Annotated in this window: 8 protein-coding genes; all 8 read left to right on the plus strand. The window is 70.5% G+C overall.

The features are described from left to right. The first annotated feature begins 10 nt into the window (after positions 1 to 10). From trpE to VFQ84_RS03020, 8 genes are read left to right on the plus strand one after another with little or no spacing between them, the layout of a single operon-like run. A complete protein-coding gene (gene trpE, locus VFQ84_RS02985) occupies positions 11 to 1,486 on the plus strand; it encodes an anthranilate synthase component I (protein ID WP_325129068.1) in 1,476 nt (491 codons plus the stop codon). A gap of 24 nt (positions 1,487 to 1,510) precedes the next feature. Next, positions 1,511 to 2,275 (plus strand): SIMPL domain-containing protein, encoded by a 765-nt coding sequence (locus VFQ84_RS02990; RefSeq protein ID WP_325129070.1) that lies wholly within the window; start codon positions 1,511 to 1,513, stop codon positions 2,273 to 2,275. Then, positions 2,275 to 4,032, plus strand: a complete 1,758-nt coding sequence (locus VFQ84_RS02995) for a diguanylate cyclase (protein ID WP_325129072.1) — start codon at positions 2,275 to 2,277, stop codon at positions 4,030 to 4,032. The genes VFQ84_RS02990 and VFQ84_RS02995 overlap by 1 nt, the downstream gene beginning before the upstream one ends. A gap of 48 nt (positions 4,033 to 4,080) precedes the next feature. Continuing rightward, positions 4,081 to 4,668 (plus strand): aminodeoxychorismate/anthranilate synthase component II, encoded by a 588-nt coding sequence (locus tag VFQ84_RS03000; RefSeq protein ID WP_325129074.1) that lies wholly within the window; start codon positions 4,081 to 4,083, stop codon positions 4,666 to 4,668. A 25-nt stretch (positions 4,669 to 4,693) separates the two neighbouring features. Then, positions 4,694 to 5,728, plus strand: a complete 1,035-nt coding sequence (gene trpD, locus VFQ84_RS03005) for an anthranilate phosphoribosyltransferase (protein WP_325129076.1) — start codon at positions 4,694 to 4,696, stop codon at positions 5,726 to 5,728. A gap of 6 nt (positions 5,729 to 5,734) precedes the next feature. Next, entirely contained in the window at positions 5,735 to 6,088 is a 354-nt protein-coding gene (locus VFQ84_RS03010; RefSeq protein ID WP_325129078.1) for an antibiotic biosynthesis monooxygenase, read from the plus strand. Next, the gene (trpC, locus tag VFQ84_RS03015) at positions 6,085 to 6,873 is read left to right on the plus strand and encodes an indole-3-glycerol phosphate synthase TrpC (RefSeq protein WP_325129080.1); all 789 of its coding nucleotides are present in this window, start codon (positions 6,085 to 6,087) and stop codon (positions 6,871 to 6,873) included. The genes VFQ84_RS03010 and trpC overlap by 4 nt, the downstream gene beginning before the upstream one ends. A 7-nt stretch (positions 6,874 to 6,880) precedes the next feature. Next, positions 6,881 to 7,537, plus strand: coding sequence for an HAD family hydrolase (locus tag VFQ84_RS03020; RefSeq protein WP_325129082.1), 657 nt, complete (start codon positions 6,881 to 6,883; stop codon positions 7,535 to 7,537). The last annotated feature ends 550 nt before the right edge of the window (positions 7,538 to 8,087 follow it).

Genomic DNA, 8,087 nt, shown 5'->3' on the forward strand with positions numbered 1-8,087 from the left:
GGTCCACCCCGTGATTTCCGCCGAAGAGTTCAAGCGCCTGGCCGCCGAAGGCCATAACCGCATCCCCGTCGTGCGCGAGGTCCTGTCGGACCTCGACACGCCGCTGTCGGTGTACCTGAAGCTGGCCGACGGCCCGCACACCTACCTGTTCGAATCGGTCGAAGGCGGCGAGACCTGGGGCCGCTACTCGATCATCGGCCTGCCCGCGCGCCGCACCTACACCTTCCGCGACCACACCCTGGAAGTGCGCGAGCACGGCGAGCTCACCGAGACCCGCGAGCTCGAGGATCCGCTGGCCGAAGTCGATCGCCTGCGCGAATCCTTCAAGGTGCCGCGCATGCCCGACCTGCCGGCCTTCACCGGCGGCCTGGTGGGCTATTTCGGCTTCGAGACCATCGGCTGGATCGAGCAGCGCCTCGCCGGCGGCACCAAGCCCGACCAGCTCGGCTCGCCCGATGCGCTGCTGCTTCTGAGCGAGGAAGTGGCGGTCTTCGACAACCTCAAGGGCCGCCTGTACCTGATCGTGCACGCCGACCCGGCCGAGCCGCAGGCCCATGCCAAGGCCGTGCGCCGGCTCGACGAGCTGGTGTACCGCCTGCGCCACTCCGGCCGCAGCTACCCCGACGTGCTCGATCCCTCGCTGCTGAGCGAGCAGGACTTCGTGTCCGGCTTCACCAAGGAAGGCTTCCTGGCCGCGGTGGAGAAGTCGAAGGAATACATCCGCGCCGGCGACATCTTCCAGGTGGTGCTGAGCCAGCGCATGAGCGTGCCGTTCCGCGCACGGCCGGTCGACGTCTACCGCGCGCTGCGGGCGCTGAACCCGTCGCCCTACATGTATTTCCTCGACCTGGGCGGCACCCAGGTCGTGGGCAGCTCGCCCGAGATCCTGGTGCGCCTGCAGGGCGGCGAGATCACCGTGCGCCCGATCGCCGGCACGCGCCCGCGCGGCGCCACCGCCGAGGCCGACGCCGCGCTCGAGGCCGAGCTGCTGGCCGACCCGAAGGAGCGCGCCGAGCACCTGATGCTGATCGACCTGGGCCGCAACGACGTCGGCCGCGTCGCCGAGCCGGGCAGCGTCACCGTGCCCGACCGCTTCATCATCGAGCGCTACTCGCACGTGATGCACATCGTCAGCGAAGTGCGCGGGCAGGTGCGGCCGGGCGTCGGCTTCGCCGAGGTCATCAAGGCCACGTTCCCGGCCGGCACCGTCAGCGGCGCGCCCAAGATCCGCGCGCTCGAGGTCATCCGCGAGCTCGAGCCGGTCAAGCGCAACATCTATTCCGGCGCCGTTGGCTACCTCAACTGGTGGGGCGACGCCGACACCGCCATCGCCATCCGCACCGCCGTGATCCAGGACGGCCGCCTGCACGTGCAGGCCGGCGCCGGCATCGTCCATGACTCCGATCCCGAAAAGGAATGGGACGAGACCATGAACAAGGGCCGCGCGCTGTTCCGTGCCGTGGCCCAGGCCGCCGGCGGGCTCTGACCCCGCCAAGACAAGGAGTTGCCGATGAACCGGATCCAGACCGTCCTGCTGGCCCTGCTGGCCCTGGCCGCCACCACCGCCTCGGCCCAGATGAACGCGCTGCCGCCGCAGCGCCACCTGCTGGTCTACGGCGAAGCCGAGGCGCGGGCCATCCCCGACCGTTTCAGCATCAAGATCTCCTTCGACGAGGTCGATCCTAGCGCCGACATCGCCCGGCGCAAGGTCGAGGCCAGCGTCGCCCGCGTGCTCGAGGCCCTGGAAAAGGCCGGCGTGCCCGAGGGCGAGATCATCGCGACCTCGATGGACATCGAGCCGCGCGAACGCTACGACGCCAAGTCCGAGGAGGACGTGTACGAAGGCATGGGCGTGTCCCGAGACATCAGCGCACGCTTCTCCGACCTCGATGCGCTGGAGGCCTTCATCGGCGGGCTGGAAACGTCCAAGTCGCTGCAGGTGTCGGGCATCACCACCGCGCTGTCCTCGGAGGCGGCCCTGAAGGCGGCGCTGCGCGAGAAGTCGATCGCCGCCACCCGCGCCAAGGCCGAGGAAATGGCCAAGGCCTTCGGCGTCCGCCTGGCGGGCGTCTACAGCGTGTCCGACGTGGCGCCGCAGTTCAGCTACGGCATCCAGCCAGGCAGCTGGTCCGGGGGCTACCAGTGGTCGAGGGCCTCTGGCCAACTGGACGCGATCACGGTCACCGGCGCGCGCATCGACCGCTCGGTCTCGCTGCGCGCGGGCTATGTCACCTTCAACGACAAGATCTACGCGGTGTTCCTGATCGCCGACTGATGGCTGCGTCCGGCGCCAGTTTCCTGCAGCGACTGGGCGAGCGCCTGCGGCCGCGCAGCGCCGGCCTGCGCGCCTGGCTCGGCCTGAGCTATGGCCTGCTGGCGATCGCGCTGGTGGGCGTGCTGTCGGTGCTGGTGGAAAGCGCCGCCAGCGACAAGCTCGAGGAAGACATCGGCCTGCGCTTGGCCGGCAACGCCGTGGCCCTGGCCGACCGCATGGACGAGGGCCTGTACGAGCGACTGAACGACATGCGCACCATGTCGCTGCTGCCCGGCATCGCCGACCCGGCGGCGAACCAGGACAGCCTGCGGGCCATGTTCGACATGATGCAGCTGACCTACCCCGACTACGCGTGGATCGGCATCACCGGCGCGGACGGCCAGGTGCGGGTGGCCAGCCGCGGCCTGCTCGAAGGCGTGAGCATGTCGGAGCGGCCCTGGTTCAAGGCCGGCCTGCGCGAGCCTTTCGTGGGCGACATCCGCGATGCCGTGCTCCTGCAGAAGTACATCCAGCCCTCGGGCGACGGCCCGCTGCGGCTGATCGACGTGGCCGCGCCGGTCCACGACGACTTCGGCGTGGTGGTGGGCGTGATGGGCGCGCACCTGTCCTGGGACTGGGCCGAGCGGCTGCGCCAGGACCTGATGGAGAGCCTGGTCGCGCATGATCCGGTGGAGGTGTTCGTGCTCAATGCGGACGGGGTGGTCGTGCTTGGCCCGAAGGGGTGGCGCGACCAGGCCGTCGCGCTCGACAGCTTCGCGCAGTCCCGCGCGCGGTCCTCGGGCTTCGTGCTCGAGGACTGGCCCGACGGCCGGGCCTATCTCACCGGCTTCGCCAAGACCCGCGGGCGCCCGCTGTTCGACAGCCTGGGCTGGGTGGTGTTGGTGCGCATGGATGCCGACGTCGCCTTCGCCCCGGTCAGCGAACTGGGGCGGCAGATCTGGCTGGTGTCGGGCGCCCTGACCCTGGTCTTCCTGCTGGTCGCCTTCGTGCTGGCCCGGCAGATCGGACAGCCGCTGCAGGCCCTGGCCAATGCCGCGCGGCGGATCCAGGCCGGCGACCCCGAGGCGGGCTTCCCGCGCGAGCGCGGCTACCGCGAGGCGCGCGAACTGACCGGCGCACTGCGCGCCCTGGTCGAGGAACTGACCACGCACGAGCGCGAGCTGACCGCGCTGACCCAGCAGCTCGAGCAGCGCGTGCGCGAACGGACCGTCGAGTTGAGCGACGCCAATGCCCAGCTCGAAGTGCTGGCCATGACCGACGGCCTCACCGGCCTCGCCAATCGCCGCCACTTCGGCGACCAGCTGGCGCGCGAAGTGACGCGCTGCGCCGAGAAGGGCAAGCCGCTGGCGCTGGTCACGATGGATATCGACCACTTCAAGGCCATCAACGACACCTACGGCCACCCGGCCGGCGACGCCGTGCTGCGCCGGGTGGCGATGCTGCTGGAGGAACAGGTGCGCGGCGGCGACCTGCTGGCGCGCGTCGGCGGCGAGGAGTTCGCCGTGCTGGCGCTGGAAACGCCGATGTCCGAGGCCCTGCCGCTGGCCGAGCGCCTGCGCGCGGCCATCGAGGGCGCCGGCCCCATCGCCGTCGGTCGCGACGCCGTGCCGGTCACCATCAGCCTTGGCGTGGCCGTGCTCTGGTCGCGCCAGGGTGACCTGCTCAAGGCCCCCGAGCGCCTGCTGGCCGCCGCCGACGATGCGCTTTACCGGGCCAAGCGCAACGGCCGCAACCGGGTGGAAGTGGCGGCGCCCTAGCGCCCGGGGCCTTATACTCGGCAGCCCATTGGCCAGGCCCGTGTCCCCATGCTGTTGATGATCGACAACTACGACAGCTTCACCTACAACCTCGTGCAGTACTTCGGGGAGCTGGGGCAGGACGTGAAGGTGGTGCGAAACGACGACCTGACGGTCGCCCAGATCGCCGCGCTCAAGCCCGACCACATCGTCATTTCGCCCGGGCCGTGCACGCCGAACGAGGCCGGCGTGTCGCTGGAGGTGCTGGAGAAGCTGGCCGGCCAGGTGCCGATCCTGGGCGTCTGCCTGGGCCACCAGAGCCTGGGCCAGGCCTTTGGCGGCGAGGTGGTGCGGGCGCGCACGATCATGCACGGCAAGACCTCGCCGATCCGCCACCGGGGCGTCGGCGTGTTCGCCGGCCTGCCGGATCCGTTCGAGGCCACCCGCTACCATTCGCTGGTGGTGCGCCGGGAGTCCCTGCCGGACTGCCTGGAGATCACCGCCTGGACCGAGCACGCCGACGGCTCGATCGACGAGATCATGGGCCTGCGCCACAAGACCCTGGCGGTCGAGGGCGTGCAGTTCCACCCGGAGTCGATCCTGACCCAGCACGGGCACGACATGCTCCGGAACTTCATCCGGGGAGACCGGGCCTGAAGGCCCGCCTACAGAGCGCATGAGCATGACGATCACCCCGCAGGACGCGCTGCAGCGCGTCATCGAGAACCGCGAGATCTTCCACGACGAGATGGTCGGGCTGATGCGCCAGATCATGGGCGGCGAAGTCTCGCCCGTGGTCACGGCCGCGATCCTGTCCGGCCTGCGCGTGAAGAAGGAAACGGTCGGCGAGATCGCCGGCGCCGCGCGGGTGATGCGCGAGTTCGCCGCCAAGGTGGTGGTGCCCGACGCCCACAACTTCGTCGACATCGTCGGCACCGGCGGCGACGGCGCCCACACCTTCAACATCTCCACCGCCAGCATGTTCGTGGTGGCCGCGGCCGGCGCCAAGGTCGCCAAGCACGGCAACCGCAGCGTGTCGTCCAAGTCCGGCAGCGCCGACGTGCTCGAGGCCCTGGGCGCGGTGATCGAGCTGCAGCCCGAACAGGTCTCGGCCTGCATCGCCGAGACCGGCATGGGCTTCATGTTCGCGCCCATCCACCACCCGGCCATGAAGAACGTGGCCCCGGTGCGCAAGGAAATGGGCGTGCGCACGATCTTCAACATCCTCGGTCCGCTGACCAACCCGGCCGGCGCCCCGAACATCCTGATGGGCGTCTTCCATCCCGACCTGGTCGGCATCCAGGTGCGCGTGCTGCGCAAGCTGGGCGCCAAGCGCGCCCTGGTGGTCTGGGGCCGCGACGGCATGGACGAGATCTCGCTGGGCGGCGCCACCATGGTCGGCGAGCTGCGCGGCGACGACGTCATCGAGTATGAGATCCACCCCGAGGACTTCGGCATCTCGATGGCGGCCAGCCGCAATCTGCGGGTCGAGAACTCGGAAGAGTCGATGGCGCTGCTCAAGGAAGCGCTGGACGGCAAGGACGGCCTGCCCAAGGAAATCGTCGCCCTCAACGCCGGTGCCGCGCTCTACGCGGCCGGCCGCGCCGTGTCGATCGCCGACGGCATCGACCAGGCCCGCAAGGTCATCGCCGCCGGCAAGGCGCGCGCCAAGCTCGATGAATTCGTCGCCACCACCCGCCGCCTGGGCGGGAAGTAGGGCGCCATGGCCGGCACCGGGTTCGCGTCCACGCCGCCACCGCCTTACTTCGCGGTGATCTTCACCAACCAACGGGCCGATGGCGGCGACGCGGCCTATGTCGCGACCGCCGACCGCATGGTCGAACTGGCGGCCGCGCAGCCCGGCTTCCTGGGCGTGGAGAGCGTGCGCGGCGCCGACGGCCTGGGCATCACCGTCAGCTACTGGCGCGACGAGGCCGCGATCCAGGCCTGGCGCCGCCACGGCGAACACACGCTGGCGCGCGAGCGCGGGCGCAACGAGTGGTACCAGCATTTCGAACTGCGCGTGGCGAAAGTCGAGCGCGCCTACGGCGGCCCCGTCCGCCAGGAAGGACCATGAGCGACATCCTGCAAACCATCCTGCGCCGCAAGGCCGAAGAAGTGGCCGAACGCGCCGCGCGCGTGCCGCTGGCCGAGCTCGTCGCCCGCTGCGAGGGCCTGCCGCCCGCGCGCGGTTTCGCCGCCGCCCTGCAGGCGAAGATCGCCGCCGGCCTGCCGGCCGTGATCGCGGAAGTGAAGAAGGCCAGCCCGAGCAAGGGCGTGATCCGTCCCGACTTCCGCCCGGCCGACATCGCCGCCAGCTACGCGCGCGGCGGCGCCGCCTGCCTGTCCGTGCTCACCGACGTCGACTTCTTCCAGGGCGCCGACGAGTACCTGGTCCAGGCCCGCGGCGCCTGCACGCTGCCGGCGCTGCGCAAGGACTTCACGGTGGACGCCTACCAGGTGTACGAAGCGCGCACGCTGGGCGCCGACTGCATCCTGCTGATCGTCGCGGCGCTGGATGACGCCCGCCTGGCCGACCTGTCGCACCTGGCGATGGACCTGGGCATGGACGTGCTGGTGGAAGTGCACGACATCGACGAGCTCGAGCGGGCGCTGCAGGTCGGGGCGCCGCTGGTGGGCATCAACAACCGCAGCCTGCGCACCTTCGACGTGACGCTGCAGACCACGCTGGACCTGAAGCAGGCCGTGCCCGGCGACCGCCTGCTGGTCACCGAAAGCGGCATCGCCACGCCCGGCGACGTGGCGCTGATGCGCGGGAACGGCGTGCACGCTTTCCTGGTCGGCGAGGCCTTCATGCGGGCACCCGATCCCGGCGCCGAGCTGGCGCGCCTGTTCGCCTGAGCCGCCGATGCCCGCCACGACCGTCCTGTTCGATTTCGACGGCACCCTGGTGCGGGGCGACTGTGCGGCATCCTGGCTGCGCGGCCAGCTGCGCAGCGATCCGTTCCGCCGGCTCGCGGCCGGGCTGAGCTTCCCCTTCCTCGCGCCCGGTTTCGCCTGGTGGCGCAGTGCGTGGCTGCCGGCCAGCTTCTACACCTGGCTGGCGACCGTGGGTCGCACGCAGGAGGCGCTGGTGGAGGCGCGCGAGGACTTCCTGCGCGACTGTGCGATGCGCCGCGACGAGCTGCTGATCCCGCCGGCGGTGCGCCGCCTGCACGCGCACCTGGCGGCGGGCGACGAGGTGGTGATCGTCACGGGGGCGGAGGCCAGCCTGGCGCGGGAGCTGTGGCGGGCGCTGGGCCAGCCGGACGTGCCGGTGGTCGGTTCGTCGGTGAAGCAGGCCTTCGGGGGCTGGATCGGGCAGGAGCACACGATCGGTCCGCGCAAGATCGCGGCGCTGGCGCGCCGGGGCATCCATCCGCCGTTCGCGGCGGTCTACAGCGACAGTTTCTGGGACCTGCCCCTGCTGTGCGAAACGGCGCGCCCGGTCCTGGTCCGCCCCGACCCGCGCAGTCTCTCCCGCGTCCACAAACGCCTCCGCGGCGCCTTCGAAACCCTCCTCTGAGACCCCCGTTCCTATCTCTGCACCGTGGCATGGTCACGGCGCTGCCGTGCGCCCTGCGCACGAAGGGCCGCACGCCGGGACCTCCCGGCAGCGCCGCCGCCCACACAGAGGGTTCTTTGGCCCGACTAGGAAGCGTCGTCCTGACCACCTATGTCGGCCGTTCCGGCCTCCTGCCTCCACTGCCAAAGAACCCTCTGTGCGTGCGACGTCGCCCCGGAGGTCCGTCGCACACCGCCACGCGAGCAAGAGCAAGGGCAGAAGCGATTGCATCGGGCGTACTTACCGAACGCGCGACTTGATGGTTCATCGATTTCCAGGGAGCTCGCTCACGCCATGGCTGAGCGCAGGGACATGACCCAGGACTTCGCGGTCACGCGTGCTCTCGCTCTTGATCTCGATCCGGTGTGCGACGGACCTCCGGGGCGACGTCGCACGCTGCACTAGTCCTTCTGAAGTGAAGGGCAGGAAGCCCGTAACGGCCGACGTTTGCTGCCAGGGATGGCGCTAGCAAGACGGCGGGCAGAAGGACTAGTGCAGCGGGCGGCGGCGC

The sequence above is a fragment of the Arenimonas sp. genome (assembly GCF_035721105.1).
In the GTDB taxonomy this organism is placed as follows: Bacteria; Pseudomonadota; Gammaproteobacteria; order Xanthomonadales; family Xanthomonadaceae; genus Arenimonas.